Below are 23,644 nucleotides of genomic sequence, written 5' to 3' on the forward strand. Positions count from 1 at the left end.
CCGATGCTCTCGGCCATCTTCGTCGACCGCCCGCGCCTCGCGATCGTCATCGCCATCGTGACGGCGATCGCAGGCGCGCTCGCGCTCCTCACCATCCCGGTGGCGCAGTATCCCGACATCGTGCCCCCGCAGGTCTCGGTGACGACGACCTATCCGGGCGCTTCCGCCGACGTCGTCGAATCGACCGTCGCGCAGCCGATCGAGTCGCAGGTCGTCGGCGTCGACAAGATGATCTACATGAAGAGCGTGAGCGGCAACGACGGCAGCTACACGCTCACCGCCTCGTTCGAGCTCGGCACCGATCCCGACATCAACGCCGTCAACGTCAACAACCGGGTCCAGATCGCGCTCGCGAAGCTCCCCGAGGACGTGCGCAAGCAGGGCGTCACGGTCAAGAAGAAATCCTCGGCGCTGCTCGGCGTGCTGGCCGTCTACTCGCCGAAGGGCGCGCAGGACCCGCTGTTCATCTCGAACTACGTCACCATCAACCTGCTCGACCGGATCAAGAGCACGCCGGGCGTCGGCGACGCGACCTTGTGGGGGCCACAGGACTACGCCATGCGGGCCTGGGTGCGGACCGATCAGCTCACCGGGCTCGATCTCACCGCCGGCGATGTCATCGGCGCGATCAAGGCGCAGAACGTCCAGGCCCCTGTCGGCCGCATCGGCGCGCGCCCGGTCTCCGACGAGCAGCAGCTCCAGCTCAGCATCCAGACGCAAGGGCGGCTCACCTCGCCCGAGCAGTTCCGCAACATCGTGCTGCGCACCAACCCGGACGGCTCGCTCCTGCGCCTGGGCGACGTCGCCCGCATCGAGCTCGGCGCGGCGAGCCTCGACCGCGAGACGAGGCTCAACGGCAGCCCGGCGACCGTCATCGCGATCTACCAGTCGCCCGGCGCCAACGCGATCGCGACGCTGAAGGAGGTCAAGGCCCGGGTCGAGGCTCTCGCTCCTTCGTTCCCCGAGGGCCTCGCCTGGAAGGTCACCTACGACCCCACCGCCTTCATCACCGAGACCGTGCACGAGGTGCAGAAGACCCTGGTCGAGGCCTTCGTGCTCGTCGTCGTCGTGGTGTTCCTGTTCCTCGGCAGCCTGCGCGCGACGCTGATCCCGACCCTCGCCGTGCCGGTGAGCCTGATCGGCACCTTCATCGCGCTGAAAGCCGTCGGCTACTCGGCGAACTCGGTCTCGCTGCTCGCCATGGTGCTGGCCATCGGCATCGTGGTCGACGACGCCATCGTGGTGGTCGAGAACGTCGAGCGGGTGATGGAGGAGCACCCGGAGCTCTCGCCTCGCGAGGCGACGAAGCGCGCGATGGCGGAGATCACCGCGCCGATCGTCGCGATCACCCTGGTGCTGCTCTCGGTGTTCGTGCCGGTCGCCTTCGTGCCGGGCATCTCGGGCGAGCTGTTCCGCCAGTTCGCCGTGGCGGTCGCGGTCTCGATGGTCCTCTCGGCCATCAACGCGCTCACGCTCTCGCCGGCGCTCTGCGGCGTGCTGCTGCGGCCCCATCACGGGCCGCGGCGGGGCGTCATGGGCCTCGTCATGCGCTCGATCGACGCCGTGCGCGACGGCTACGGCGCCGCGGTCTCCCGCATCGTGCGCCTGTCGATCCTCGGGCTCGTGCTGTCGCTGGCGGCCGCCTGGGGCACGGTGGAGCTCGCCAGGATCACGCCGACGGGCTTCCTGCCCGAGGACGACCAGGGCGCGTTCTTCGTCGTGGTGCAGTTGCCCGAGGGCGCGGCGGTCGGGCGGACCTCGGAGGTCGCCGCGAAGGCCGAGGCGATCCTGCGCGAGGAGCACGCGGTCGCCGACACCACCACGGTCGTCGGGCTCAACTTCATCGACAACTACTCGCAGAGCAACGCCGCCTTCATGGTGGTGACGCTGAAGCCGTTCGAGGAGCGCAAAGGGGCGGGCGAGGGCGCGGCGGCGCTGATCGCGCGGCTCGGCCAGCGCTTCCGCACGATCCCCGAAGGCACGGTCGTGCCGATCGCGCCCCCGCCGATCATCGGGCTCGGCACCGGCGGCGGCTTCGCCTACGTGCTCGAGGACCTGCGCGGCGGCGACCCAGCGGCGCTCGCCCAGGTGCTGCGCGGCCTCGTCGTCGCGGCCAACCAGGAGCCGAAGCTCAACCGGGTGTTCAGCACCTTCTCGGCGACGAACCCTTCCGTCTTCCTCGACATCGACCGCAACAAGGTCCAGATCCTCGGCGTCTCGCTCGACGCGGTGTTCCAGGCGCTGCAGGCCTCGCTCGGCGGCTACTACGTCAACGACATCAACCTCTTCGGCCGCACCTGGCAGGTCCAGGTCCAAGCCGAGGCCGACGACCGCCGCCGGATCGACGACATCTACCGCATCAACGTGCGCAACAAGGACGGTGGGATGGTGCCGCTGCGCTCGCTGGCCGAGGTGCGGATCGTCGTCGGACCGCCCGCGCTCATCCGCTACAACAACCTGCGCGCCGTCACCGTGCAGGGCGGGCCGGCGCCGGGCGTCTCCTCCGGCCAGGCGCTCGCGGCGATGGAAGCGGTCGCCGTCCGCACCCTGCCGACGGGCTTCGGCGGTGAATGGACCGACACCGCCTTCCAGGAGAAGCGGGCCGAGGGCAAGACCGCGATCATCCTCGCCTTCGCGGTGCTGTTCGCCTTCCTGTTCCTAGTCGCGCTCTACGAGAGCTGGACGATCCCCGTGCCGGTGCTGCTCTCGGTCACGGTCGGGATCGTCGGCGCCTACGCGGCGATGGTGTGGGGCGGGCTCACCCTCGACCTCTACGCCCAGATCGGCATGGTGGTGCTGATCGGGCTGGCGGCCAAGAACGGCATCCTGATCGTCGAGTTCGCCAAGGAGCAGCGCGAGAAGGGCGTGCCCCTGCGCGAGGCCGCGACCGAGGGCGCGCGGCTGCGCTTCCGCCCGGTGATGATGACCTCCTTCGCCTTCATCCTCGGGCTGCTGCCGCTCGTCATCGCCACCGGTGCCTCCCAGCTCGCGCGGCGCGACGTCGGCACGCCGGTCTTCGGCGGCATGATCGCCGCGTCGTTCCTCGGCATCTTCGTGATCCCGCCGCTCTACGTCGTGTTCCAGGGCCTGCGCGAGCGGGCCTGGCGCCTGATGGGCGGAGGGAGAAGCGAGGCGCGTCCGCCCGCGAAACCCGATGCGCCCGCCGGCGCGCCCGAGCACTTGCCGCCGGAGCACCTGCCGGCGGAGTAGGGGAGGCGGGATAGGGAGGGATCCGCCATGGACGAGACCGACCAAGGGCTGCTGTCGGAAGCCCGCGACGAGGCGTCCGAGCCTGTCGCCGGGGAGGGACGGCTCAAGCGCAAGGCCTATGAGCGCGAACTGCACAAGCTCCAGGTGCAGCTCGCCTACCTCCAGACCTGGGTGCGCGAGACCGGCGCGCGGATCATCGTCGTCTTCGAGGGCCGCGACGCGGCGGGCAAGGGCGGGACCATCAAGGCGATCACCGAGCGGGTCAGCCCGCGGGTGTTCCGGGTCGTGGCGCTCCCGGCGCCCTCCGACCGGGAGAAGTCCCAGCTCTACCTGCAGCGCTACCTCGCCCACTTCCCGGCCGCCGGCGAGGTCGTGATCTTCGATCGCTCCTGGTACAACCGGGCCGGCGTCGAGACCGTGATGGGATTCTGCAGCGAGGCCGAGCGGGAGCGCTTCTTCGCCCTGTGCCCGCCCTTCGAGCGGGTGATCACCGGCAGCGGCATCCGTCTCGTCAAGTTCTGGCTCGAGGTCGGCCGGCACGAGCAGCGCCGACGCTTCGAGGCCCGCATCCACGATCCCTTGCGTCAGTGGAAGCTCAGCCCGATGGACGTCGAGTCGTACCGGCGCTGGTACGCGTACTCGCGCGCGCGCGACGCCATGCTGGCGGCGACCGATACCGAGGACCTGCCGTGGCACGTCGTGCGCTCCGACGACAAGCGGCGGGCGCGGCTGAACTGCATCGCGCATCTCCTCCACCTGATCCCCTACGAGGAGCGCGAGGCCGAGCCGGTGGAACTTCCCAAGCGCAGCAAGAAGGACACCTACGACGACGTCCTGCGCAACCGGCGCTTCGTACCGGAGCTGTATTGATCGGCCGATCATCCGGGTCGCGTCGCGGCCCGGGGCGGCCTCACAGCCCGAGGCTCGCCCTGATCTCCTCCAGCCGCCGGATCGCCGCGTCGCAGCGGGCGCGGCGGTCGTAGTCGCCCGTGCTGTCCTGCTCGAGGCGCAGCTCCGCGATCTCCTGGTCGAGCCGGTCGCCGTTCAGCTCCTCCATCGGCGTCACCCGCTCGGCCAGGATCGTGACCCGGTCCCCCGTCACCTCGGCGAAGCCCCCGCTGATGAAGGCCCGGCGGCCGGTGCCCGTTGCGTCGGTGGCGAAGACGATCCCGGCGAGAAGCGCGGTGACGAGCGGGACGTGGCCGGGCAGCACCGTCATGTCGCCCTCCGCGGCCGGCAGGAGAACGGAGCGGACCTCGCCCGAGAACATCAGGCGCTCGGGCGCGACGAGTTCGGCGAAGAGAAGGGCCATCGCGATCTCCTCATGCCATGATGCTGAGGCCGCCATCGACGTAGAGCGTCGTGCCGGTGAGCCGGGCTGCGTAGGGCGTGGTCAGGAAGGCGGCGGTCAGCCCGACATCGTCGATGTCGACGAGCTCGCCGATCGGCGCGCGTGCGACCGCCTCGTTGAGCAAGAGGTCGAAATCCTTGAGGCCCGAGGCCGCGCGGGTCTTGAGGGGACCCGGCGAGACGGCGTGGACCCGGATGTCGCGATCGCCGAGCTCGTAGGCGAGGTAGCGCACGGCGCCTTCCAGCGCCGCCTTGACCGGTCCCATCAGGTTGTAGTTCGGCACGACCTTGGCAGCGCCGTGGTAGCTCATCGTCAGGAGCGTGCCGCCCCCGGTCATCAGCGGTGCGGCGAGCCGGGCCATGCGGATGAAGGAGTGGCAGGAGACGTCCATCGCCACCCCGAACCCCTCGGCCGAGCTGTCGACGAGGCGGCCCTGCAGGTCGGCCCGCGGCGCGAAGGCGATCGAGTGGAGCGCGATGTCGAGACGGCCCCAGGTCTCGGCGATCCGCTCGAACACTCCCTCGAGGTCGCCCGGTGTCTGCACGTCGCAGGGTGCGAGGATCGGCGCGTCGAGCTCGCGCGCCAGGGGCTCGACGAAGGGCTTCGCCTTCTCGTTCAGGTAGGTCAGGGCGATCTCCGCCCCGAGCCGCCGGAAAACCCGGGCGCAGCCATAGGCGATCGAGTGCGCGTTGGCGACGCCGAGCACCAGGGCGTGCTTGCCGGCGAGGGCGTTGCCGTCGGGGATCTGAGTCATGGCTCTCGTCTCCGTTGCGCGTCGGCTCCTGGTTTCCCGGTCCGGGTCGTGACGTGTGCGGTCACCCTCGCGATGCGGCCGTCCTCGCTCAGCCGGCTTTCTGCCGGGGCACGCCGGATTCCACCGGAATGCCGGCGGGGGCGAGGCCGAGGAGGTCGCGGAACCGCGGCAGCAAGGCGCGCTGCTCCGGCCCCAGGCCGAGGCGGTTGCCCAAGCGATCGACGACGTCGAGGAGGCGGCGGCGCTCCTCCGCTTTCCGCACGAGGTCGGGCAGAGATGCCATCGCGGCGTCGGGCGCGTGCTCGACGATCGCCGCCTGCCGGCGGACCACCCGGGCCGCGTCGCTCGCCGACAGGGCGAGTAGGCCGACGTCGCGGCCGACGAGCTCGCGGATGCGCTTGAAGGTCGACAGCCGCCGCTCCTTCGGGCCGAGGCGGGCCATCAGCAGGCACGCCCGGACGGCCGCGTCGGTGAAGCCGCCTTCGTCAATGCGGGCCATCGCCTCGCGTAGCGCCGCCGTGCCCTCGGTCGCGGCGGCCGGTTCCTCGGTGCGGGGCAGGACGGTGCTCAAGCTCGCGTAGGTGGCGTAGAACAGGTTCTCGGCCGAGGCGTCGCGCATCTGCCGGTAGAAGTCCCAGGCTGCGGTGATCCCGGCGGCGCTCCTGCGCTCGGTCGCCGCCCAGAACCCGGCCTCGTCGCGGCGCACGCGGTGGCTCCGTGCGAGGTCGGCCCACGGCGCGAGGGCGGCGAGCGCCGGGTTGATGTCGGACAGCGCCCAGCGCCGCATCCGCAGCGGGTGCAGCGCCCTGAGCGCCGCGCCGGTCTCGCGCGGCACCCACGCGCTCACGACCGGGTGCACGAAGGTTTCGTAGGCGGCGGCGTTCAGCTCCGACACCCGGCGCACCGCCTCGAACGGCACCTCGTCCTTGCGGGCGTATTTCTGCAGCCGCTGCAGGTCCTCGACCTCGAGCTCGCGCAGTACCACGTCGTAAGCCGGCCCGCTTCCGTTTCCCGTCTCCTCGACCTTCATGCCGTAGAGGCCGGGCGGCAGGTGCTCGATGTAGTCGAGGAGGTCGACGATCTGGGCGTGCTCGCGCCGCGCCACGCTCCCTGAGACGAAGATGCCGAGATGGCCGACGCTCTCGTGCATCAGCCCGACGATGACCTGCCCGTTGGCCTTGAGGTCCGCGGTGGTCGGATAGAGGTCGGCGACCCAGTTGAAGGCCTGCTGCGGCGGCGTGATGGTGTCGCCGAGCGAGGCGAACAGGATGATCGGCGAGCGGATCGCCCGGAGATCGAAGGCCTTGCCCTCTTCCCATTCGGCGCGGCCGGCGGCGAGCCGGTTGCCGACGAACAGGTTGTCGACGATCCAGGCGATCTCCTGGCGGTTCATCAGGTAGTAGCCGCCCCACCACCGCTCGAACTCGAGGAAGCGCGCCGGCTCCGTGTCGATCTTCGAGAACAGCCCGTAGGCCTTACCGAAGTGGGTGTTGGCCGGATTCAGGGACTCGAAGTTCTCGACGAGGTGGGCGCCGTCGAAGACGCCGCCGCCGAGGTCGCTGGCCAGCAGCGCCGGCCACGACCCGCCAAGCAGCCCGCCAGCGTAGCGCATCGGGTTCTCGGCGTCGTTGCCGGCCCAGTACGACATCGGCGCGCCGTTGATCACCAGCGGGCCGGCATGCTCGGGATCAAGCGCCCCGACCAGCATCGCGGCCCAGCCGCCCTGGCAGTTGCCGACGATCACCGGCCGGCCGCGGGTCGGATGGCGCTCAGCCACGAGGCGCAGGAAGGCGGCCTCGGCCTGCGCCACGTCGGCGAGCGTCTGGCCCGGGACGGGCTCGGGGAAGAAGATCACCACGTAGACCGGGTGGCCGGCGGAGAGGGCCACGCCGACCTCGGATTCGGGCTTGAAGCCGCCGATGCCCGGACCGTGGCCGGCCCGCGGATCGATGATGATGTAGGGGCGCTTGTCGGCATCGATCGCGACGCCGTCCGGGGGCAGGATGCGCGCCAGCGCGTAATTCGCCGGCCGCTCGTAGCCGCGCGCGTCGGCGACGATCTCCCACGGGAAGGCGAGGAGCGGCGGCTTGCCGGCGGCCTCGTGCGCCAGCCAGTCGTTGCCGCGCCGGCGCAGCGTGTCCCAGAACAGGAGCGAGCGCTGGGCGAAGTCGGCCCAGTAGGTCGCCGCGTCACCAAGGCTTTGCGCCGGCGTGACGGGCTTGAGCGCCGCCGCCCAGGCGCTGTTGGCCGCGAGCGTCGCGTCGAGGCAGCCCTGGAAGGCCGCGGCGCAGCGCTCGCGGTAGAGCTCGGCCAGGCGGGCCTGGATCGCGAACGGGGAGGGCGGCACCCCGGTCGCGTCGGGGCGGGTCGTCCGGATCTCGGCCATGGTCGTCTCCCTCGCTCCGGCGCTCAGTGGCGCGTGTTCTCCCAGGTGAGGAAGAGGCCGACGTCACCCGGCATCCCGTCCGGCCAGTCGACGATCAAGGCCCGCAGGCCGTAGCCGGCCGGGTGCAGGCGCGCGTGCCAGAACTCGTAGGCCTGACGCGGCCGGCCGGTCAGGGTCGCGGGCCAGCCCGGCTCCGAATTGTTGATGGCTCGCCCCTTGTCGGTGCACATCAGGTTGGGGAAGCGCATCACCAGGAGCTCCTTCTTGCCCTGCTCGGCGGCGATGCGGAGCCGGTGCAGGAGCATCTGGGTGATCTCGTGCACCTTCTCGGGGGTCAGCGCGACCGGCTCGGCGAGCTGCTTGACGAGCTCGTCGCGCGCCTTGCCGGCGCGATCCAGCCCTTCCAACTCCTTCATCGCTTTGGCCGCCTTCACGCGGGCCGAGTAGGCGTCGAGGTCGTCGGCCGACATGAACGGCTCGTTGCCGAGGTCGACGGCCGGTTTCGTCGTCTGCGTCTCCATCGCGGGCTCTCCATCCTTCAGGGCGCCGGTCGGGATGCCGGCGCGAGCACCGCGCGCATCCCGCGCGCGATCATCGCCTCCTCGTCGGTGGGGATGACGAAGGCCTGCGGGCCGGGACCTCGCGTGATCCGCGGGCCGCCCGCTTCGTTGTCCGTCTCGTCGAGCCGGAAGCCGGCCCAGGCGGCGCCCCGCAGCACCTCGGCCCGGGTCGCGGCGTCGTTCTCGCCGATGCCCCCGGTGAAGACGAGCCCGTCGATGCCGCCCAGCGCCGCGACGAGCGAGCCGAGCTCGCGGCCGATCCGGTACACGAAGAGGTCGATGGCCTCGCGCGCGCCGCTGTCGGTCGCGGCGTGGGCGCGCAGGGTGCGCATGTCGTTCGAGAGGCCCGAGACGCCGAGGAGGCCCGAGCGGGTGTAGAGCATCCGTTCCGCCTCGTCCGGATCGAGGCGCATCTCCCGCAGCAGGAAGAACACCACGCCCGGATCGAGGCCGCCGCAGCGTGTGCCCATGGGCAGGCCGTCGAGGGCGGAGAAGCCCATCGTGGTGGCGATGCTGCGCCCGCGACGAAGGGCGCAGAGGCTGGCGCCGCTGCCGAGATGGGCGACGACCGTGCGGCCCTCCGCGAGGGCGGGCGAGCGCTCGCGCAGGGCCGCTGCGATGTAGGCGTAGGACAGGCCGTGGAAGCCGTAGCGGCGCACCCCGCGCGCCGTGACCTCGGCCGGCAGCGCGAAGAGCTGGGCCACCTCCGGCTGGCCGCGATGGAAGGCGGTGTCGAAGCAGGCGACCTGCGGCAGCGCGGGAAAGCGCCGCTGCACGACGCGGATCGGCGTCAGGTTGTGCGGCTGGTGCAGGGGTGCCAGGGGCACGAGCCGCTCCAGCTCCCGCATCACCGCGTCGTCCACGCGCAAAGGTGCGTCGTAGGCGATGCCGCCATGCACGACCCGGTGCCCGACCGCGGCGAGGCGATGGCCGCCGCGATGCGCGCGCAGCCACGCGGCGACGTGGAGGAGCGCCGCCTCGTGACCGTAGGCGTGCCCGTCCGGCCGCTCGTCGGCCACGACCGCGCCGTCACGATCGCGCACGACGAAACGCGGCGTGCCGCCTAAGCCCTCGACCCGGCCGCGGTAGAGGCGGTGCGGGATGTCGATCGCGTCCGGCCGCCGGTGGTCCGCTTCGACGCTGTCCGCCCTGAAGACCTGGAACTTCAGGCTCGAGGAGCCCGCGTTGAGGACGAGGTGGGCCGGGTTCATCGCTAGACCTCCGGCAGCGGCCCGCCCGCCCGCCGCGCCACGGCGACGAGCGAGGCGACCGCGCAGGACGCGAGCCGGGTCTCTTTCGAATCCGCCCGGCTCGTCAGGATGATCGGCACCCGGGCGCCGAGCACGATCCCGGCGGCGTCCGCCCCGGCCAGGAAGGTCAGGCTCTTGGCCAGCATGTTGCCGGCCTCGAGGTCCGGCACCACCAGCACGTCTGCCCGTCCGGCGACCGCGGAGCGGATCCGCTTGATCGCCGCGGCGCCGAGATCGATCGCGTTGTCGAGGGCGAGCGGCCCGTCGAGGACGGCCCCGGTGATCTGGCCGCGGTCGGCCATCTTGCACAGGGCGGCGGCGTCGATCGTCGAGGGGACCTTCGGGTTGACAGTCTCCATCGCCGAGACGATCGCGACCCGCACGGTCTCGAGCCCCAGGGCGTGGGCGAGGTCGACGGCGTTCTGGACGATGTCGCGCTTCTCCTCGAGGGAGGGCGCGATGTTGATCGCCGCGTCGGTGACGACGAGCGGACGATCGTGGCTCGGCACGTCCATCACGAAGCAGTGGCTCAGGCGCCGCGCGGTACGAAGGCCCCCCTCGCGCCGGACCACCGCGGCCATCAGCTCGTCGGTGTGCAGGCTGCCCTTCATGACCGCCTCGGCCGCGCCGGCATTCACCAGCGCCACCGCCTCCGCGGCCGAGGCGTGGCTGTGCCCGGTCTCCACGATCCGCCAGCCCGCCGGCTCGCGGGCCGGGCCGGCGCCGTCCTTCGCCGCGAGCGCGGCGGCGGCCGCGAGGATCCGCCCGCGCGGCCCGACGAGGATCGGCTCGATCAGCCCGAGATCGGCGGCGTCCAGCGCCGCGCCGAGCGCGGCCTCGTCGCAGGGGTGGGCGACCGCGACCCTGAGGCGGGCTTGCGCCTGCGCGGCCGCGATCAGGCGCTCGTACTTCTCGTGCCGGCGGCGGACCGGCGCCGCTCGCGTCGTCGCATGCACCACGGTGCTGCCTCCTGGCGAAGTGGGCCTCCTGAAGTGGACCCCTGGCGAAGTGGGCCCCCTGGCAAAGTGGGCCTCTTGGCGAACCGGGCCTCTTGGCGAACTGGGCCGCGGCCCGTCGCGCGATCGAGGCCCGGGCGCCGCCTCGACCAGAACGAGATCGCGACCGGAACCCTCCCCTGCGTGATCGGCCGGGCCGGCGGCCTGCGATCGGAACTCTCGCGAAGGGCGCTGGCTCGTGCTTGATCGGTCAGGACAGCCGGGACCGATTGACGACGGCGGTCCCCGGCATGCCGCGACGTCTCCCCGGGCGCGAGCCGGTCGTGCCTGCGACCGGGCCGGCGAAGCGGGGACACGCCGCCGCGCCGGCTCCTCGGCGGGGCGGCCGCGTCCCGCACGTGAGCGGCACGCCTGTCGGGGGGAGCCGCGGGAGCGCTGCTTCCTGCCCTAATGGGCGTACGCGGCCCGCACGTGTCGGTACGAGTGGGGATCGGCCCAGATCGGAGCCTCGATCGTCGCCGGATACGGAGAGGGATCGAAGGGCAGCGTCGAGGCGCTGAAGGCGACGAAGCCCGCCGCGTTCCTCACGTCGCCGGGCTGGCTCGGATCGCGCGAGATCAGGTCCGCCTCCCGGAACAGTCGCAGGTTGCAGCGCCGGGACGGTAGCCCGCCCATGGGCGTGCAGGCATCGTGCCGGGCGCAGGCCGCATCGAGCGCATCGACGGGTGGAAGCGGTGCCCGGTTGCCCAGGCCGCAATAGTTTCCGTGAAGCAGGAGGCTCGGCGCCGGAGCGTATCCTCCCGACTGGGCCAGAGCAGCCGGCGAGGCCAATCCTGCGACGACGACGCCCAGCGCAGCGATCGTGATGCGCATGACGAATACTCCGTATGTCTCCGAGGACCGTGATGGCAGAGACGGCTGAGCGGGCTGACGCTGGCCTCCCGCGCGGTCGCGCCGATCGCCGTTAGCCCGTCAGCCGCTCAATTTGGACGATAGTGTTCGAAATGTCAGTGCGCTTGATCGAATAGGACAGAAGGCGGTATCATCATCTGGTGGGAAGGCCGCGTTAGAAGCAATCAGGCGGATTTCGTGTGCGTCGACTCCGTTGCGCAGTTCACGGCCTCGATCTATGCTGGCGTAAGCCGCATTGTATCGGCGCACTTTGCCATCGGCGCGTCGATGGCAAAGCGTCCGGCGCATCAGCGCCGGCGCCCGTTCGGCCTTTGCCAGCGCCTTCGAACGACTCCGTTCGAAGGCGCCGCGGTATTCCTCCTCGGCGTTGCGAGGGCAGGCAATCGTGACGGCATCGACGCAGTGTTGCTCGAGCGGCGCCGAGATCGGGGCTGCCGACGCCGATATCGACCCGACGAAGTTCGATTCGATCATGTCGGACTCGCGGCTATTCGAGGTCAGGATCATCACGGGAGCCGCGGGCACGATCCTGCGCGCCGAGTCGGAGAGCGGGGCGGCGGGCAAGGCCGAGGAGCTCATCCGTCGAGCGCACCATCGCGGCAGCGACATCGCCCTGACCGTGTCGGGCCGCGACGTTCAGGCCGTCCATCGAATCGAACTCCATCTCGCGAGCACGATCCACGAGGTGGAGCGGGCTTAGAGCCTGTTCGAGCGGATTGTATCCGGGAAATCGGGTGGAATATGGGATATCCTACCGTTTTGCCTCATGATGAGGTGGCAGGGTATGACGATAAAAACTGCCTCGAGTCTTGAGCAGGAAAATCGTGCTCAAACAGGCTCTGAGTCTGGAGGACGGCGCATCGCGGCCGGATCGGCTCGCATGCGCATCCGGGACCGAGCTTCCCGGCGGGCCCCGACCGGATCGGTCGGACCCGGCGGGAGCGCCATCGATGGTCCCGGCGGGTTGCCGGGGGGCACGACGACCGGCAAGCACAGCCGCACGCTCGACGGCCATGCGCCCTGACGGTCCGGGGATCGGCCCCTGATCCCCGCGCGGCCCCTACTTCGCCCATTGTTCCTTGCGCCACGCGCTCGGCGCCGTTCCCGTCCAGCGCCGGAAGGCGTGCGTGAAGGCGGCCGGCTCCGAGAATTCCAGCACGGACGAGATCTGCGCCAGGCTCATGTCCGTGTCGGCCAGCAACTGCTTGGCGATGCCGAGCCGGGTCTGGTTGGCGATGGAACGGAACGTCGTTCCCTCCGCCTTCAGGCGGCGCCCCAGCGTGCGCTGATGGATCGCCAGATTCCGTGCGACCTCATCCTTCTCGATGCGGTTCTGAACGATCCTCGAGCGCAGGTGACGCCGGACCTCGTCCGTGACGTCGGACGGGATGGCGGCTTCGAACTGCCGGATCCGTCGCTCCGCGCTCGCGCGGACGAGAGGGTTGGCGCCCACGACGGATCGCCTCAGGAGCCGGGCGGGAAACACCAATGCGGCGATCTCCTGGGCGAAGCGGACCGGGGCTCGGAAGAAGCCGGTATAGGGCGTCGAGTCGAGCGGGTGGAGACGCGGCAGGAGAACCTCGTCGGGGTTCCACTTCATGCCGCAGAGCGAGCGGAGGACGTTGGTCAGGGTCGCGACGGCCCGCTCGCAATGCAGCGCGACGCCCTCGGTCTCGGGCTCGTAGGGAGCATAGCTCACGGTCGCGACGATCCCGTCGACGGCGATCTCGATCATGGCGCCGCGGTTCAAGAGATCGTGATGCGTCGCGAGGGCCTGCAAGGCCGTACCGACCGTTTCGGAATGACGCATCAGCGTTCCGAGCAGGCCGAGCGAGGTCAAAGTTGTGCGCTGGCCGACCAGAAGGCCGAAATGGGCGCACCCGACCTGATCGGCGGCCAGCGCGGTCAGGCGACCCAGCATCGCGAAAGAGACGGCTTCGACCGTTTGCAGGATCTGGGTATCTGTGCCGGCTCTGTCGAATATTGGTTCGGGATCTATCCCCATTTCCAATAATATATCACATACGGATTGAACTGAATGAATATGAACGAAATTATAAGGGATCAATCCAGTCGTCGTCTCTTGTGCGTCACGACATGGGAAGTCGCTCGTCGCTTTATGCAGTTCCTTCTCATGGCGCACCGGCAACATGTCGGGGGGCATGGCCGAAACTCCGCTGCTCCTCTATAGGGGTATCATTGTATATCGTCCATCTATGCCGTCGCAATGTTATCTTCAGCTATAAAATGGGAGCCCGTTCCAAGTATCTTGCCATCAAATTGAACGCGATTTTGTGGTGCGTCCCGGCCGACCGGTCGCAGGATGACGTGGCATCACATCGCGATGCGGGCGGTTCACGACGGATCCGGCCCGAGAGGGGTGGAGTACCCGCCTCCTTGAGCGGCGGGATCTCTCCGACACCTATGTCTCGGTGACGATGGTATCCTCCGGGTCTGCCCGGCAGCCTTCCGGCGTCCCGTCCTGCGGGGCATCCGCATTCGGGGTCGGGACGGGTGTCGCCAGCATGATCGCCGTTCTCACGGCCATGCGCATCTGCGCCTCGGTCGAGTCGCGCATGGCCAGTATCTCTCGGGCATGAGGATTAGTCTGCATGATTGCACAGACGTCGACCGCAATCTCCTGCGTCAGCGGGCGTGGGCCGGGTATCGGATCGTTCAGGTAGGCGGTCACGGCCGCGTCGATCTGCTCGTTGGTGATACGACCGCGCTTGTAGAGATCGCCGATCGTCGAGAATCCGGTCATTCTGACTTGCCTGGATACTGCGTCTGAGCGGGCGGTCGAGCCATGCGTCACAAGGTAAGTCGATCACGGCCGTCGTGGGTTCCAAGCGTCGTCGAAAATCCCGGCGAGCCGGCGTACGGGCGCACCGAGCCTTCCCCGCGAAGGCATCGGAAGCGAAGCGTCACGCCCTCCTCCGCTCGCGCCGGCAAGACCGGCGCCGCATGCCGAGGGCACGAGTGTCAGCCCCGAGCCGGAGACCTCGGGCGGGAGGACGGTCCGGCCGAAGGCGATGACACTTCATCGACTCCCCGACAGCCGGCGGCCGTTGCGAGCGTTCCGGAGCGGAGCGCTCCGCTCCAGGGATGGAGCCGGTCCGATGCGCCGCGGGCCTTGGTCGAGAGCCGATAAGTGGATGCGGGAGGGATCGATGATCGCCATGCGCCAGGGAGAGGAGCCTTACGGGCTCGGCGCGTCCGGCACGGCCGGCCCTCATCGCATTCCGGCTTTTCCTGCATGGCCTCGTAACGCTGGATCGCCAAGTGGACATCGAACAGCAGGCGATCCGGGCCGAGTTCGTCATCGAGGCCGTCGCCCCTCACCATGTCGAGCATCCCAGGATTCAGATCCGCGAGCCAGACCGTCACGTTGGTCTGCCTGACGCCCTCCTGGAGCATCGTCAGAGCCGAATACTCGATGTCCGGAACGCGGCTGAGATCGAGGGCGACCACGCGGGGCTCGTGTTGGTCCGGATGCGCTGTATGTCGGCGAGCACGGCGTTGAGCGCGGAAGCCATCAGCCGGTGCATCGCGGCCGGGTCGTCGCCCTCGACGAAGTGGGACGTGTAGCCGTAGCCGTGAGAGAGGTTGTCGAGTTCCTCGTGGCTGATCCGGGCCAGGACAGTGGGGCTGGCGATCTTGTAGCCGTTGAGGTGCAGGATCGGCCGCACCGTCCCGTCCGTTATGGGGTTGAGGACCCTGTTCGAGTGCCAGCTCGTCGTCAGCGGCCCGGTCTCGGCCTCGCGTCGCCGACCACGCAGGCGACGATCTGGTCGGGATTGTCGAAGGCCGCCCCGTAGGCGTGCGAGAGCGCGTAGCCCAGTTCGCCGCCCGGGAACGAGACCTGCTTGAACAGGCGCTTCATGCCCGCTTCGCCGCGGGAGATGTTCGGGTAGAGCTCGCTGTAGGTGGCTTCGAGACAGGCGTTGGCGATCAGGCCCGGTCCGCCGTGACCGGGGCCGGTGATGGACATCATGCTCAGGCCGTGCGGGCGGATCGATCGGTTCAGATGCACGCAGATGAAGTTGAGCCCGGCTTCGGCGCGGCGCCTCTGCGCCTCTGCGCCGAGGCGCTGCGAGTGTCGGTGAGCGATCATCGCTGGGTCTCCGGCCGATGCGACGCGCCCTCGGACGACGCGTCGGCCCATCGATGCGGCGCTGTCGCCGCGCTCGATCAAGCGGGGACGCGACCGTACCCGTCGCGCCGGCGCGTCCCTCAATAGGAGCGGCACGTGCCCGTATACGAATCGTAGTAGGCGTAGGGTCCGCAACCGCCGTGAGTCGAGCCGTAGTAGCCGGCCGCCGCGGCCCCGGCCGCGACGCCGACACCCGCCGCGGCCAGCCCGTAGCCGGGGCGGTAGCCGTACCCGTATCCGCCGTAGCGGTAGCCGTACCGACCGTACCCGGCACCGGGCCGACCCCATCCGGGCCGGCCGGCTATCGGGCCCGCCGCGCCCCAGCCCGGTCGTCCGATGCCGTGACGGAAGCCCGCGCCGCGATATCCGCCGCCGCGAAAGCCGGCCCCGTGGAACCCGCCGCCGCCGCGAAATCCACCGCCGCCGCCACGGAAGCCGCGAGCATCCGCCGCGACGCTCGTCAGGATCAGGGCGGCCATGGCCGTCATGCAGAGCATCGAGCGCTTCATGGGTATCCCTCCAGTCGCAATGATGTCTCGTCGCGCCGGGCAACACCCGGCGCGACGGTCGTGCCTGGCCGGCGAGACTCGGACACTGACGACTCGTCGACGGCGTGCCTTCGCCATCATGGTCGAACCCGGTGACGCCGCTTGATCGAAGAGGACACCCAGCGGCAGGGTCGGGTCTTGTGCGCGCAGTATCACCATAGCGAGTGCGCGTCTTGCTGTATCGCCGGCGTTATTTGCCTCAGGGAACTTTGATCCTGTCTTTTTGCTGCGGTACGGGCCGGGGGATCACCGGCTCCGCCGCCGTCAGGACGACCGGCTCCTCGCCATGCCAGATGTCCAGTTCCTGGCCATCGAGCAGAGTGGAGGCGGCGGCACGAGCGATCTCGATCCGGATTCGTCGACCGCGGACCTCCAGGGTGGAGCGCATCTTCATCCCACGCTGCGTCGCCAGGTAGCCGAGCGCGATCGCCGGATGGGTCTTGCCCGCGCCCGATGGCCGCAAGGAGCATCACGTTCTGCGCCCGCTCCACGAAGGCCAGGCTGGCCAGTTCCTGGATCTGCGCTCGCGGCGCCCCGGGGGCGAAGCCGAAGTCGTAGCCCTCCGGCGTCTTCACCGCCGGGAAGTCCGCCACCCGGGCGAAACATCTCCCGTGCCCGGGGGCGCCGGGCCTCGCGCCCGGCCCGCAGCGCCTCCTCCGGGAAGCGCCTCACCGTGTTGCGAGACAGTCCCGTCGCGCGGGCAACCTCGCGGATGCGCTTCCCGTGCCGATGGCAATACCCGGATCTCCAACGCTGCGGTTCGGGCGAACGCGCCCGGCGACATCACCCGGGATGGTGGCGTTCGCACATACCGGGCTCGTCGCCCCTGAGGCTCAGGCGAGCCGCGACAGTGCTGCGGCACCGCAGCATGATCCAGCCTCGCGACTTTCGCGCGAGCGGCGGGAACGTATCGAGCCCGAGACCGTAATCCGCGCAGACATGGCTCGTGCGATCCACGGCCGACATTTTTCTTCTGAAAGCCAGACTGTCATGTTGCTCTATGAAGTGACGGACGCCCTTGGCGTGGGCGGCCTCTTCCGTGATGTGATGAAGCCGCTCGACACCTACCTCTCCAACGGCGAGGTCGAGGCAGGACAGCCGATAGGGCGTGGCGATGCGGATGCCACGGCGACCGCGCTCCGCGACGGGACCATCCGGCGCAACGCCATTCGTCGCGTGCCGGAGACCGTTTCGGTTCGCGGGTGAGGCCCATGGCCTCACTGTGCCCTCGCCGATGAAGTGACCTGCCGGCCCCTCGCGGAACCGGGCGGACACGTGGGTCAACAGACACGCCCGATCGTCGTGGCCGATACCCCACCGACCTTCGCCAGCTTGCGCCGGCTCCGATGACGGGCGCCCTGCGGCCGCTCGGAGAGTGCGGTCGATCGGTTCGTCGCGATCCGGCGCGGCGCGCCTCGAGGGCGCGCGTCAAGCAGCCTGTCCGCGTGCCGACGGGCGAAGCGCCCGCGCCACTCGCCGACCCAGTGGCCGACCACGTGCTTGCCGGAGGCGAGTTCTGCCGCGATGGCGGTGTGGTTCCGCATGTCGGCGGCAAGCCGCACGGTTGAGGCCATCGGCGCTTCCCTGAACGCTCACCACTTCGACACAAAACTCAACAGCAAGACGCTCGATCACCTCGGTCCCGCCGGCCGCCGGCGAACGTGATTTTTCGCACGCGCGTCACGAGAAGGAGTAGATCAAACGCTATTCTTTGTCATCATGGATCTGGACCGTGCATCGAGCCGATCACCAAAGTCGCCGACTAAATTTCCGGGAATCGAGAGCATGCAAGCGATTAACCAGCAAAACTTCGCGCCGAAACGCATCCATTTGGCCTTGGATATTTCAGACATGCGTACACCCCTGCAAAATTTTTACAAAGCTTGTCGTCGCGCCCTCCAATAGACGCTGCAATTCTAAGCCGGCTGCAATAACATTTGCACCTGGGGTGGGGCATCAACACCGTTCAGATGGCCGGAAGCTTCGCCCCCTGCTCATCCGGCCGCCGCGCGTCCTGGCCGATGACGGGGGCGCAGCGGCTCGCGTATCCGGTCATGCGGAGTCCGGTCGATACCGCCGCCCCTTGGAACGGATCCGTTCCAAGGGGCCGGCTGAGCCCGGACGGGCGTCGGCGCTCATGCGCCGGACGCCTTGGCATCGACGTGTCGGTGCCAAGGCGCGAGTATGATTGGGTCGCCATGCCGGATCCCGGCTTCGCTCAGGCGTGGGGAGCCGTGGTCTCCACCGCGCGCGCTTGTGAGACCGTTTCCGGAAGCCATCGTCCGGACACGGTCTCATGCCCCGGAGCGGCGCCTTCGTCGTGCTGCACCGTGAGCGCGGCGCGGTGACCCCGTGCGCTGCCTGAGGGGTGCGCTCGGGATACGGCGCAGCAATAGCGGGATGCCCTCATCGGGGCCTGTTCGATCCGACTGACCCGCCCGGCACTCTCCGAGGCGGGTTTTTCGTGCATGCGGCCAGACCCCGGCAGGTCCCGATCGGCAACGAGCTGCCGGGGTTCGGGCGACAGCCAGTCGGTCGCCTTCGCGAGCATCTGGCGCGCCCGGACGGGCGTGCGCGGGCCGAAGCGCGACGAGCCCGTCGAGGAGGAGCATCGGCTGTTCTCGGTTCCTGACGACCGAGGCGAACGGCGTGGTCGGGCCGGCGCATCCGAAGGCGATGCCGGTGCTGCTCACCACCGTGGAGGAGCGGGGCACTTGGTTGGAGGCGCCAGGCGAGGGAGGCTTGCGGCGGCAGCGCCGGCTTCCGGACGAGAATGATGGTCGAAGTCGCGCGTGGCTCGCGCCAGGACGGCATCTAGGGGGCAGGAGGCGAGCCGCTGACCGGGATGAACTCCCGCGCCGTCTCGACGTGCCAACCGGATCGGACCGGCCTCATGGGGCTCGGCCATGTCCGGATTCCCCAGGACGGAGAACCCTCGACGCGCTGGCGCGCGTGCTCGTGCAGCTCGCGGGCGTTGCCGTCGAAGGACGCTGGGATGGCGGGTGAGCGATTGCAAACGACACCGCTCCGACCCGGGTGTGAAGCGGGGCGGGCTCTACGAGGCGTTTGTCTCGGATGAACCGCCCAAGGCAACCTCACGCGAGGCCATCCTCTGGTACGATGCAAGCAGAGCCTCCGCCCCCTGCTCATCGAGATCGGCGATGACTACCTGGCTCCCGATAAACACCGTCCAGCGGCCGTCGTAGGTTCTCTCTTTGCGAACGTCGGGCATAGCCTGGCTCCTCGTCTCTCAGAGAAACGCCAAGGTGCCGCTTTTGTGCCATCGTTCGCAAGCCGACTTTAGCGTCCGGGCATAGGCCGAAAGTGGGGATCGTAGGCCGTCGCCTGCGCGCGGGCGGAGTCCGGCGCCTGGCGAACGGTACGGTCATGCCGCGGGAAGTGCGGGTCGAACGCATCCGCAACCGGCCTGCGGCTCGGCACGGTCTTGGAACTCGCTTCCGCTCGCGCGTGATTTCTCTGCATCGTCGCCCCCAAACTTATGATGGTCGTACCCGTAGATGGTTAGCGATCTCTAATCTGTAGCGGCATCGCCACACTGGTTCAGGACTGGGCGCTCCCATGCCATCGCATCCCAGGCGCAGGACAGGACCGGGGTGGAAGCGGGGAGGCAGGTCGGGACGGTCAACGCGCGATGCCGTCCGTCGTGATCCGGTGCGGCGCTTCCGCGAAGGTCGGATACTGACCCTCGACCCGCATGTGGAAGGCACCTGCCATCGGCTCGGCGACGAACCACTCCCGGGTGAGGCCATCCTTGACTGCCGGCAGCGCACGGCCCGATCGGCTCGGCGTTGCGGCAAACCTGTCGCCAGCGAGAGCGTCCGCGCGGTTCTGATGCCCAGAATCAGTCAACGGTGATCACAGGCGCTCGCGTCTGCCCGGGCACGGGACGCGCTCGGCGCCTCGCACGACAGGTCGGTCTGCCTGGCACAAGCATCCCCCGATCGCGTCAGCAGGTCGCGCAAGCCGGCCACGAGATCCCGGAGGTTCCACTGATACTCGTCGGCGACAGCCGGGGTCATGCGGCGTCCATCGCGGATCGATAGAGTGCGTCCGGACGGGGTCTCCACGATCCTCACGTTGCCCTCGCCGAGGATGGCGCGCAGCCGCGCAAGGTACTGGCTCTCGGACATCCTGCGCGGCTGAAACAGGTAGCGCGCGCCGAAAGGGCGGGTGCGGCGCGGCCGCCCTGAATAGTCGCCCCGTCCTCGCATCGTGGTCCTCTTGCCTTCCGCCATCTTCTCGTCCCGCCGCCTGCCTCAGGCCATCGCCACGCTCCAGACGCGGTACAAGACCAAGTCATTCTCTATTTCGAGTCGGGGCGGCCTATTCGAAAGAGTGTAAAGCCTGCATGCGGTAGCCGTCCTTCCTGTGCTCCATAGATGTAAAAATGCTCGCTCGCATTTTTGCATACGCCGCTTCTTATGGCGGTCATCACATCTGGATATTTTAAGAGGTAGAATTTTTCATCTACTGGTATACGATAGGGCAATCTGCCCTCGAAATATCCGTGCTCGACAAAATGGTCTTTAGCGTTCAGGAAGATTCCCTCTTTTATTGCAGTACCAACATCTTTATATCTATCAAGATACCAATTTTCGTCAAAATCAATTTGTTTCAACGCAAATCGAACGATTTCAGAAAATATTTCATCGACGATAACATACTCTCTATTTCCATCTGAGATGCGTTGAATCGCGAGATTTTTATTTATACGGGATGAAAATTTCTTACGCTTTTTTAATACTATCATCTGGATTTCCCGTACGTAGCGATAATCTGCGATTTTATAGTATATGATTTAAATATCAAAATGAAGAAGATTTCAATAACGGAATTTGCCTCTGCGTTCCAAAATCCTGGCGTGGCATCCAAAAAATCGCCGAGACCAACAGCGCCGCCGTCTACACCGCATTCCGACGCCGCTTCGGTGTCGTACCCTCGACCGTCGGTTCGCCGGCTGAGCATCCAGCTCACGGCCAACGCCCCCGACCTGACGCGGTCGATGGCCTCATGTGCAGGGCAAGTGCGACAGGGAACAAGGTTCGGAAAGATCGGACAGGGACGATCGTGTACCACGCTGAATGGCGTCGGCTCGATCCCGATCGGCCGTTCCCTCTCGCGCTTCGAGGCGGCAGCCGTTTTTTGATCTGGCATTGACCTGGCGTTCCCCGCCCCTGTTTCGACCGGAGCATTCTCGCCGGGCTCACGTCGCCTGGAACGTGAGGACCGGCGCCGTGTCCGCGAGATGGATCGTCGCCGGTACGAATGACGTCGATGGTGACGGCATGTCCGACCCGACCCGGAGCGACACGACCGGCGGCAGCCGGTGGCTGGCGACCGGGTCGAGCCTCACCGGGAATGCCGCGACGGGGTCGGTCCCGAGGGACTGGACGGTCCAGGCGCATGGCTGACATCGGGCCGTGGCGGACGTGCCGTCGTCCCGCTGTGGAGCGTGCCGCTGATGGCGGATGCGGTCCGGCCGGCGCGTGGGAGGCGAGGCAGGTCGGCGAACCGCGTCACGTCGCGGCGAGCGTGATGCCGGCCGGCAGCGGCATGCCGGGCGGGTACCACGCCATCTCGTAATGCGGCGGCCGGATCGCCGTCACCCGGAAGCCGAGGCGCTCGTACAGGGGACGCGCGTCGGTGCCGTAGATCGGGGTGGACAGGGTGAGGGGCAGGCGCATGCGCTCGGCCCCGATCTGCAGGCTGCGCACGACGTCGCTGCCGATGCCCTTGCCGCGGGCCGCGGCCAGGATCCCGAGTTCGGAGATGCGCCAGTCGGCCTGGCCGAGATCGACGGCGAGGCGCCCGACCGCCTGGCCCGTGCGCTCGACGATGAAGTCGAGGTGCTCGGGATACATCGCCTCCAGTCCCGCCCGCAGGGTCCGGTATTGCTGCTCGTAGAGCGCCTGAAGGAAGTCGCGGTCGCCCGATGCCCAGGAGAGCCAGGGCCGGGTCTCGACGAAGAGGTCCAGCAGGAAGGCCTGATCCGCCGGTCGGACGGGGCGTAGGCCCAGGCCTCCGACCAGCGGGATGGAGCCGGCGTAAGCGACCATGCGGCGGATGTCCTGCTGCGCGAGCCCGGCGGTTGCCCGGGTGAGGTGGAACGAGGACGCCCCCGCCCGAGGGGGCGGGAGCGCGGGACGTGGCGGGTCGAGCCGCCGCTCAGATGAAGATCACCTGGTAGGCGGCGGAGCCCGGCGGGAAGCCCACCGGCAGGATGCGCCCGGCATAGAGCGGCCCGAACTCCCCGAGCGCGTCGTGCGACAGCACGCAGTCACCGTCCGGGAAGCCCTCGGCCGCGTCGGCCGGGCAGGTGAGGACGAGGTCGAACGCCGTCCGGGCGCTCCCCGGCATCGTCGAGCGGGGGTGCTCGACGCAGCGCGCCAGGGTCACGGCCAGGGTCCGGCCGTCCGGGCCGCGCAGCGCGAACGCCTCGCCCAAAGCCGGGGCGAAGAGCCCGGCGGACAGGGTGGCGAGCGCGGCGGTCACGGACGGCTCGGGTAGATGCCGGTCATCGTGATGATGAAGTTCAGCGCCATCGAGGGCTGGAGGTTGGTGAAGGCCTGGCCGGATCCGGTAACGGCGATCGCCACGGTGCCGCCGGTGACGGTGGAGATGTTGACGTTCTGGGCCGCGGTCGAGGCGTTGCCCGAGACCGTGGCCGCGGCGTCGGCGAGGGCCGTCATGGCGGTGGCGCCGCCGTAGAACTTCGGGCTGAGGCCCGTATTGGCCAGCACGACGGAGGAGGACGGCGTGCCGGTGCTCGGCGTGCCGGTCGAGGCGTTGACCTGGACCTTCAGGGTCCCGGTCTGGGCCGGGATGGTGACGGCCTGGCTGCCGGTCACCGGCGAGAACGTCGCCCCGTGGTTGTGGGGCGGCAGGTTGTTGAGCCCGAGCGTCGTCGTCTCGCTGCCGACCGTCGTGCCGATGCCGTAATTCGTCGGGCTGCCCGGGAACTGGCCGATACCGATCTGCGTGCGTCCCCGCAGGTCCGGCAGGGCGAAGCTGCCCTGGTTCATGCTGCCGCCGAAGCTGTTGCCGATCAGCGAATACAACGCCTGGTATTGGTTGATGGAGAGCACCTGGCCCTGGCAGTTCAGCCAGCCGTTCGGCGCCCAATTGTACGGCACCGTGAAGATCATGCCGGTCATTGCGTCCATGAGATCGATTCCCTGACGTTTTCGTGCGGAACAGACCGATGACGCGAAATCCAGTTGGCCCTGACTCGCGAATCACCCGGCGCTGAGACTGATAAACGACCGCGGTGGTCTCTCGCAAGCGAGTGCATGGAAAACATATTTGCGCTACGCGGGCATGAAGCCAGATCATTGCGGCCCGAGATGATCAAGAGCCCGGGATCACGCGCGCTCCAACCCCTCCGTCACGCCGACCGGACGTTCCGCCGCGCCGGACGGCGGGATGCGGGCCGGGGCGACGATGCCGCATGGGAGATATCCAGGGATGTTCACAAGTTACGGCGTCCGGATGGCGCAGGGGGCGGGCGGACATATGCAGGAATAGAGATGAAAAGCCATTATCA

At 68.6% G+C, this 23,644-nt stretch carries 22 protein-coding genes and 3 pseudogenes; 6 read left to right on the plus strand and 19 right to left on the minus strand.

Features of this window, described 5'->3' with window-relative positions:
- Window positions 1-3 precede the first annotated feature (3 nt).
- Both DK419_RS04760 and ppk2 read left to right on the plus strand, forming a co-directional pair.
- Window positions 4-3,210 carry an efflux RND transporter permease subunit gene (locus DK419_RS04760; RefSeq protein WP_109958075.1) on the plus strand — a complete coding sequence of 1,069 codons (3,207 nt, stop codon included), beginning with the start codon at window positions 4-6 and terminating at the stop codon, window positions 3,208-3,210.
- 27 nt (window positions 3,211-3,237) lie between these two features.
- Window positions 3,238-4,080, plus strand: a complete 843-nt coding sequence (gene ppk2 / locus DK419_RS04765) for a polyphosphate kinase 2 (protein WP_109958076.1) — start codon at window positions 3,238-3,240, stop codon at window positions 4,078-4,080.
- 40 nt (window positions 4,081-4,120) lie between these two features.
- Here the strand turns inward: ppk2 and atpC are convergent, their stop codons facing one another.
- From atpC to DK419_RS28500, 8 genes are all read right to left on the minus strand, one after another.
- Window positions 4,121-4,522, minus strand: coding sequence for an ATP synthase F1 subunit epsilon (gene atpC / locus DK419_RS04770; protein ID WP_109958077.1), 402 nt, complete (start codon window positions 4,520-4,522; stop codon window positions 4,121-4,123).
- A 10-nt stretch (window positions 4,523-4,532) separates the two neighbouring features.
- A complete protein-coding gene (gene fabI / locus DK419_RS04775) occupies window positions 4,533-5,315 on the minus strand; it encodes an enoyl-ACP reductase FabI (RefSeq protein ID WP_109958078.1) in 783 nt (260 codons plus the stop codon).
- Window positions 5,316-5,403: 88 nt separating this feature from the next.
- Window positions 5,404-7,701: a DUF3141 domain-containing protein gene (locus tag DK419_RS04780; RefSeq protein WP_109958079.1), complete on the minus strand. Its 2,298-nt coding sequence runs from the start codon at window positions 7,699-7,701 to the stop codon at window positions 5,404-5,406.
- Window positions 7,702-7,724: 23 nt separating this feature from the next.
- Window positions 7,725-8,222, minus strand: coding sequence for a hypothetical protein (locus DK419_RS04785; protein ID WP_109958080.1), 498 nt, complete (start codon window positions 8,220-8,222; stop codon window positions 7,725-7,727).
- 17 nt (window positions 8,223-8,239) lie between these two features.
- Window positions 8,240-9,472: an acetate/propionate family kinase gene (locus tag DK419_RS04790; RefSeq protein WP_109958081.1), complete on the minus strand. Its 1,233-nt coding sequence runs from the start codon at window positions 9,470-9,472 to the stop codon at window positions 8,240-8,242.
- A gap of 2 nt (window positions 9,473-9,474) precedes the next feature.
- Entirely contained in the window at window positions 9,475-10,470 is a 996-nt protein-coding gene (locus tag DK419_RS04795) for a phosphate acetyltransferase (protein ID WP_109958082.1), read from the minus strand.
- A gap of 444 nt (window positions 10,471-10,914) precedes the next feature.
- Complete coding sequence (locus tag DK419_RS04800) at window positions 10,915-11,340, minus strand: phospholipase A2 family protein (RefSeq protein WP_109958083.1); 426 nt, start codon at window positions 11,338-11,340, stop codon at window positions 10,915-10,917.
- Between the two features lie 99 nt (window positions 11,341-11,439).
- Window positions 11,440-11,853 (minus strand): hypothetical protein, encoded by a 414-nt coding sequence (locus DK419_RS28500; RefSeq protein ID WP_162561147.1) that lies wholly within the window; start codon window positions 11,851-11,853, stop codon window positions 11,440-11,442.
- Between DK419_RS28500 and DK419_RS04805 the strand changes: the two genes are divergently transcribed.
- On the plus strand, window positions 11,852-12,079 hold the full coding sequence (locus tag DK419_RS04805; RefSeq protein ID WP_109962130.1) for a hypothetical protein: 228 nt from the start codon (window positions 11,852-11,854) through the stop codon (window positions 12,077-12,079). The two genes, DK419_RS28500 and DK419_RS04805, sit on opposite strands and share 2 nt — an antisense overlap.
- A gap of 360 nt (window positions 12,080-12,439) precedes the next feature.
- Here the strand turns inward: DK419_RS04805 and DK419_RS04810 are convergent, their stop codons facing one another.
- From DK419_RS04810 to DK419_RS29770, 5 genes and pseudogenes are all read right to left on the minus strand, one after another.
- The gene (locus tag DK419_RS04810) at window positions 12,440-13,543 is read right to left on the minus strand and encodes an AraC family transcriptional regulator (protein ID WP_245442829.1); all 1,104 of its coding nucleotides are present in this window, start codon (window positions 13,541-13,543) and stop codon (window positions 12,440-12,442) included.
- A gap of 258 nt (window positions 13,544-13,801) precedes the next feature.
- Window positions 13,802-14,143, minus strand: coding sequence for a hypothetical protein (locus DK419_RS29155; RefSeq protein WP_245442830.1), 342 nt, complete (start codon window positions 14,141-14,143; stop codon window positions 13,802-13,804).
- Window positions 14,144-14,861: 718 nt separating this feature from the next.
- Window positions 14,862-15,430 (minus strand): annotated as a pseudogene (locus DK419_RS04825) (phosphoketolase family protein); the annotation flags it as partial.
- A 182-nt stretch (window positions 15,431-15,612) separates the two neighbouring features.
- Window positions 15,613-16,041, minus strand: a complete 429-nt coding sequence (locus tag DK419_RS04830) for a hypothetical protein (protein ID WP_109958085.1) — start codon at window positions 16,039-16,041, stop codon at window positions 15,613-15,615.
- Window positions 16,042-16,462: 421 nt separating this feature from the next.
- Window positions 16,463-16,676: pseudogene (locus DK419_RS29770) on the minus strand (ATP-binding protein); the annotation flags it as partial.
- Between the two features lie 196 nt (window positions 16,677-16,872).
- Between DK419_RS29770 and DK419_RS28505 the strand changes: the two are divergent.
- Window positions 16,873-17,286 carry a hypothetical protein gene (locus tag DK419_RS28505; RefSeq protein ID WP_162561148.1) on the plus strand — a complete coding sequence of 138 codons (414 nt, stop codon included), beginning with the start codon at window positions 16,873-16,875 and terminating at the stop codon, window positions 17,284-17,286.
- Between the two features lie 74 nt (window positions 17,287-17,360).
- On the opposite strand, the gene DK419_RS28510 is transcribed toward DK419_RS28505, so the two are convergent.
- Window positions 17,361-17,654, minus strand: coding sequence for a hypothetical protein (locus tag DK419_RS28510; RefSeq protein ID WP_162561149.1), 294 nt, complete (start codon window positions 17,652-17,654; stop codon window positions 17,361-17,363).
- A gap of 948 nt (window positions 17,655-18,602) precedes the next feature.
- Here DK419_RS28510 and DK419_RS29350 point away from each other — a divergent pair.
- Window positions 18,603-18,898: pseudogene (locus DK419_RS29350) on the plus strand (SOS response-associated peptidase); the annotation flags it as partial.
- Window positions 18,899-19,946: 1,048 nt separating this feature from the next.
- Here the strand turns inward: DK419_RS29350 and DK419_RS04850 are convergent.
- On the minus strand, window positions 19,947-20,336 hold the full coding sequence (locus DK419_RS04850; protein ID WP_109958087.1) for a hypothetical protein: 390 nt from the start codon (window positions 20,334-20,336) through the stop codon (window positions 19,947-19,949).
- Between the two features lie 68 nt (window positions 20,337-20,404).
- The gene (locus tag DK419_RS28515; protein WP_162561150.1) at window positions 20,405-20,851 is read right to left on the minus strand and encodes a hypothetical protein; all 447 of its coding nucleotides are present in this window, start codon (window positions 20,849-20,851) and stop codon (window positions 20,405-20,407) included.
- A gap of 535 nt (window positions 20,852-21,386) precedes the next feature.
- Between DK419_RS28515 and DK419_RS29775 the strand changes: the two genes are divergently transcribed.
- The gene (locus DK419_RS29775) at window positions 21,387-21,512 is read left to right on the plus strand and encodes a hypothetical protein (protein ID WP_280953928.1); all 126 of its coding nucleotides are present in this window, start codon (window positions 21,387-21,389) and stop codon (window positions 21,510-21,512) included.
- Between the two features lie 105 nt (window positions 21,513-21,617).
- Here DK419_RS29775 and DK419_RS04855 read toward each other — a convergent pair whose 3' ends face one another.
- The 3 genes from DK419_RS04855 to DK419_RS04865 form a co-directional block, all read right to left on the minus strand.
- Window positions 21,618-22,157: a GNAT family N-acetyltransferase gene (locus DK419_RS04855; protein WP_109958088.1), complete on the minus strand. Its 540-nt coding sequence runs from the start codon at window positions 22,155-22,157 to the stop codon at window positions 21,618-21,620.
- Between the two features lie 109 nt (window positions 22,158-22,266).
- Window positions 22,267-22,593, minus strand: coding sequence for a DUF6916 family protein (locus tag DK419_RS04860; RefSeq protein ID WP_109958089.1), 327 nt, complete (start codon window positions 22,591-22,593; stop codon window positions 22,267-22,269).
- The gene (locus DK419_RS04865; RefSeq protein WP_109958090.1) at window positions 22,590-23,264 is read right to left on the minus strand and encodes a phage tail protein; all 675 of its coding nucleotides are present in this window, start codon (window positions 23,262-23,264) and stop codon (window positions 22,590-22,592) included. Before DK419_RS04865 ends, DK419_RS04860 begins: the two co-directional genes overlap by 4 nt.
- Window positions 23,265-23,644: the final 380 nt, after the last annotated feature.

It is taken from the genome of Methylobacterium terrae, from assembly GCF_003173755.1.
Taxonomy (GTDB): domain Bacteria; phylum Pseudomonadota; class Alphaproteobacteria; order Rhizobiales; family Beijerinckiaceae; genus Methylobacterium; species Methylobacterium terrae.

Bases quoted from the DNA above. Each gene is read 5' to 3' on its own strand.
- fabI (WP_109958078.1), bottom strand. From the start codon at position 5,315: ATGACTCAGATCCCCGACGGCAACGCCCTCGCCGGCAAGCACGCCCTG.
- DK419_RS28515 (WP_162561150.1), bottom strand. From the start codon at position 20,851: ATGATAGTATTAAAAAAGCGTAAGAAATTTTCATCCCGTATAAATAAA.
- DK419_RS29775 (WP_280953928.1), top strand. From the start codon at position 21,387: ATGTCCGACCCGACCCGGAGCGACACGACCGGCGGCAGCCGGTGGCTG.
- DK419_RS04805 (WP_109962130.1), top strand. From the start codon at position 11,852: ATGTCGGACTCGCGGCTATTCGAGGTCAGGATCATCACGGGAGCCGCG.
- DK419_RS04760 (WP_109958075.1), top strand. From the start codon at position 4: ATGCTCTCGGCCATCTTCGTCGACCGCCCGCGCCTCGCGATCGTCATC.
- DK419_RS04850 (WP_109958087.1), bottom strand. From the start codon at position 20,336: ATGGCGGAAGGCAAGAGGACCACGATGCGAGGACGGGGCGACTATTCA.
- DK419_RS28505 (WP_162561148.1), top strand. From the start codon at position 16,873: ATGGTGGCGTTCGCACATACCGGGCTCGTCGCCCCTGAGGCTCAGGCG.
- DK419_RS04800 (WP_109958083.1), bottom strand. From the start codon at position 11,340: ATGCGCATCACGATCGCTGCGCTGGGCGTCGTCGTCGCAGGATTGGCC.
- DK419_RS29155 (WP_245442830.1), bottom strand. From the start codon at position 14,143: ATGACCGGATTCTCGACGATCGGCGATCTCTACAAGCGCGGTCGTATC.
- DK419_RS04810 (WP_245442829.1), bottom strand. From the start codon at position 13,543: ATGCCCCCCGACATGTTGCCGGTGCGCCATGAGAAGGAACTGCATAAA.
- DK419_RS04830 (WP_109958085.1), bottom strand. From the start codon at position 16,041: ATGAAGCGCTCGATGCTCTGCATGACGGCCATGGCCGCCCTGATCCTG.
- atpC (WP_109958077.1), bottom strand. From the start codon at position 4,522: ATGGCCCTTCTCTTCGCCGAACTCGTCGCGCCCGAGCGCCTGATGTTC.
- ppk2 (WP_109958076.1), top strand. From the start codon at position 3,238: ATGGACGAGACCGACCAAGGGCTGCTGTCGGAAGCCCGCGACGAGGCG.
- DK419_RS04855 (WP_109958088.1), bottom strand. From the start codon at position 22,157: ATGGTCGCTTACGCCGGCTCCATCCCGCTGGTCGGAGGCCTGGGCCTA.
- DK419_RS04790 (WP_109958081.1), bottom strand. From the start codon at position 9,472: ATGAACCCGGCCCACCTCGTCCTCAACGCGGGCTCCTCGAGCCTGAAG.
- DK419_RS28500 (WP_162561147.1), bottom strand. From the start codon at position 11,853: ATGATCGAATCGAACTTCGTCGGGTCGATATCGGCGTCGGCAGCCCCG.
- DK419_RS04780 (WP_109958079.1), bottom strand. From the start codon at position 7,701: ATGGCCGAGATCCGGACGACCCGCCCCGACGCGACCGGGGTGCCGCCC.
- DK419_RS04865 (WP_109958090.1), bottom strand. From the start codon at position 23,264: ATGGACGCAATGACCGGCATGATCTTCACGGTGCCGTACAATTGGGCG.
- DK419_RS28510 (WP_162561149.1), bottom strand. From the start codon at position 17,654: ATGGCCTCAACCGTGCGGCTTGCCGCCGACATGCGGAACCACACCGCC.
- DK419_RS04785 (WP_109958080.1), bottom strand. From the start codon at position 8,222: ATGGAGACGCAGACGACGAAACCGGCCGTCGACCTCGGCAACGAGCCG.